The 3,797-nt window shown below is 51.8% G+C and carries 2 protein-coding genes; both read right to left on the bottom strand.

What is annotated here, in order from left to right:
- The coding region (gene carB, locus PHF27_RS13765) for a carbamoyl-phosphate synthase large subunit (protein WP_300071271.1) at window positions 1–2,845 on the bottom strand (2,845 nt) is incomplete at its 3' end.
- Between the two features lie 2 nt (window positions 2,846–2,847).
- On the bottom strand, window positions 2,848–3,797 hold a 950-nt coding region (gene carA, locus PHF27_RS13770; RefSeq protein ID WP_300071274.1), incomplete at its 5' end, for a glutamine-hydrolyzing carbamoyl-phosphate synthase small subunit.

Here is a 3,797-nt window from a genome sequence, read left to right on the forward strand (position 1 = left end):
CTTCCTTGTCTTTGTCCGCAACCGTAAAGAGCACCGAGCCATGGGCGGGAATGTTCATTCCTGCCGCTACCAACGCCTTGTAGAGCGCTCTGGCATAATGATAGTCAATACCCATAACTTCGCCGGTTGATTTCATTTCAGGTCCTAATGAAATGTCCACCTGCTGCATCTTGCCAAAGGAGAACACCGGCGCCTTGACGGCGATATACGGCTTAAAAGGAACCAGTCCCGGCGTATAACCCATCTCCTTTAGAGTATGCCCCAGAGCGCAACGGGTAGCCACATTAACCATCGGCACAGAAGTCACCTTGCTGAGGAAGGGAACTGTACGGCTGGAACGAGGATTGACCTCGATCACATATACTTCACCTTCATATACAACATACTGGATATTCAGAAGGCCTTTGACCTTTAGGCTTTTGGCCATACGCTGCGTATAGTCCACAATGGTGTCCATAGTACGCTGCTCCAGCGTCTGCGGCGGATAAACGGCGATGCTGTCGCCGGAATGCACGCCAGCGCGCTCCACATGCTCCATGATGCCGGGAATAACTACATCCACGCCGTCGGAAATGGCGTCTACTTCCACTTCCTTGCCCTGCATATAGCGGTCCACCAACACCGGATGCTCTGGCGACGCTTTCACAGCCCGCCCCATATAATCACGCAGCTCCGCTTCGTTATAGACAATTTCCATCGCCCGGCCGCCCAGTACATACGACGGACGCACCACTACAGGATAGCCCAAGGAGTTAGCAACAACAACTGCCTCTTCGCCATTGGTGACGGTTTCACCCTTCGGCCGAGGAATATTGAGTTCTTCCAATAAAGCATCAAAGCGTTCCCGATCTTCGGCGCGGTCGATGTCATCCACGGAAGTGCCCAGCACCTTCACGCCGGCCTTGGCCAGCGGCCCAGCCAGATTGATAGCCGTCTGCCCGCCAAACTGAACAATAATGCCCTCTGGTTTCTCTTTATCAATAATATTGAGCACGTCTTCCGGCGTCAGCGGCTCAAAATACAGCCGATCTGAGGTGTCAAAGTCTGTGCTTACCGTTTCCGGATTGTTGTTGACGATCAGGCTTTCAAGACCCATTTCCCGCAAGGCCCAAGAAGAATGCACCGAGCAGTAGTCAAATTCCACTCCTTGTCCGATACGAATCGGCCCGGAACCCAGCACCATCACTTTGCGGCGATCACTCGGAACCACTTCATCCTCTTGGGCGTACGCCGAATAGTAGTAAGGCGTAGCCGCTTCAAACTCAGCGGCGCAGGTATCTACCATTTTATGCGTAGGCAGAATGCCAAGGGTTTTACGTTCTTCTCTGATTGCAAGCTCTTCTTTGCCTGTCAGGCGACCAATGGTGCGATCCGTAAAGCCCCATTTTTTCGCCTGCAGCAAATTGGCTTCCGTTAAGCCGTCTGTGCGCAAACGCGCCTCCATGGAAACAATGTTGCGCATCTTTTCCAAAAAGAAAATATCAATCTTGGTAATGCCGTGAATTTCTTGCACCGTTACGCCGCGGCGCAAAGCCTCGGCAATCACAAAGAGCCGCTCGTCGTCAATAGCATGCAGTTTTTTACGCAATACCGCGTCATCCAGCTTTGCTAAATCCGGCAGTTCCAAATGGTTCAAACCGATTTCCAAGGAACGAACAGCCTTCAAGAGCGCGCCTTCTAGCGTCCGGTCAATGGACATGACTTCTCCGGTCGCCTTCATCTGTGTTCCTAGGGTGCGGTCAGCCAAAACAAATTTATCAAAAGGCCAGCGGGGGAACTTGACTACCACATAGTCCAAGGATGGCTCGAAGCAAGCCTTGGTTTTACCGGTAACAGCGTTGGTGATTTCGTCCAGCGTATAGCCAATGGCTATTTTACTGGCCACCTTGGCGATCGGATAACCTGTCGCCTTGGAGGCCAGGGCGCTAGAGCGGCTGACGCGCGGATTTACTTCAATAACATAGTAGCGGCGGCTTTTGGGATCCAGGGCATACTGAGCGTTACAGCCGCCCTCAATGCCCAGCTCGCGGATAATATCCAAGGAAGCCGTACGCAGCATCTGGTATTCGGCGTCGGTCAGCGTTTGCGACGGCGCCACAACAATGCTGTCGCCGGTATGCACGCCTACAGGGTCAATGTTTTCCATATTACAAACGGTAATGCAATTGTCATTGGCATCCCGCATGACTTCGTATTCGACTTCTTTCCAGCCGGCCACGCTGCGCTCAATGAGCACCTGACCGATCAGACTGTACTTAATCCCTCTGACGACAACTTCATCCAACTCATCATCATTATTCACAATGCCGCCGCCGGTACCGCCCAGCGTATATGCCGGACGCACGATCAACGGATAACCGATCTCATTGGCGAATTCCCGCGCCGCATCTAAATCCTCTACTATCGTGCTCTCTGGAATGGGCTGGTTGAGAAACTGCATGGTTTCCTTGAACAGTTCCCGGTCCTCCGCCTTTTTAATGGCTTTCAGGGATGTTCCCAGCAACTCTACATTGAATTTTTCCAGCACCCCGGTTTCCGCCAGCTCAACCGCCAGATTGAGTCCAACCTGACCGCCAAGAGTAGGCAAAAGACCATCCGGGCGCTCTTTTTCAATGACTTCCGCTAAAAATTCAGCGGTCAGTGGTTCGATATACACGCGGTCCGCCACATTGGCGTCCGTCATAATCGTCGCTGGATTGGAGTTGACCAAAACTACTTCCAACCCTTCCTCTTTTAACGCCCGGCAAGCCTGTGTGCCGGCATAGTCAAATTCGGCAGCCTGGCCGATAACAATGGGGCCCGAGCCAATGACCATGACCCTCTTGAGATATTCCTTTTTCGGCATGGTTACGCCCTCCCCATTAACTGCATAAATTCTTCAAATAAATAGGTATTATCATCCGGTCCAGGCGCGGCTTCCGGATGGTACTGCACGGAAAACAACGGCAGCGTATTGTGACGAATACCCTCGACTGTATCGTCATTTACAGCCCGGTGGCTGATGGTAACGTCCAGACCTTTCAAGGACTCTTCCTTGACGGAATAGCCATGATTCTGCGAAGTAATATGCACTTTGCCTGTCAATAGGTTTTTAACCGGTTGATTCGCGCCGCGATGACCAAACTTCAGCTTATACGTATCTGCTCCCAACGCCAACGCCAGAATCTGATGACCCAGGCAAATGCCAAAGAGCGGTTTTTTCTCCAATAACTGCCGGACCATCTGGATAATATCCTGTAAGTCCTTGGGGTCTCCAGGTCCGTTCGATAAAAAGACGCCGTCCGGGTTGCTTGCCAGCACTTCTTCGGCGCTCACTGTCGCCGGATAAACCGTAATGTCGCAGCCGCGCTGATGCAAGGAATTAAGAATGTTTTGCTTAATGCCGAAGTCCAGCACCGCCACTTTCAGACCGCCTGGGTTGCTCATATGATAGGTTTCCTTGGTGGTTACGTCCATGACCTGGCAGCAACTAAGCTCGCTCGCCAATAAAGCGTCCACATCAGCCTGCGCTGCTTCTTCGGATACAATAATCCCCTTCATCGTACCATGGTTGCGAATTTTCTTCGTAATGGCCCGAGTATCCACTCCATATAAGCAGGGAACATTGAAGCGCTGCAAATAAGAACCGAAGCTGCCTTCCATTTCCCAGTTGCTTGGAGTCTGACACAATTCGCCGATGATAAACCCTTTAACAAACGGCTGCCGCGACTGAGCAAAGGCTTCAGCTACGCCGTAATTGCCAATCAAAGGATAGGTCATCGTGACAATTTGACCGCAATAAGACGGATCCGTCAAAA

It is taken from the genome of Anaeromusa sp. (genome assembly GCF_028691475.1).
GTDB lineage: Bacteria > Bacillota > Negativicutes > Anaeromusales > Anaeromusaceae > Anaeromusa.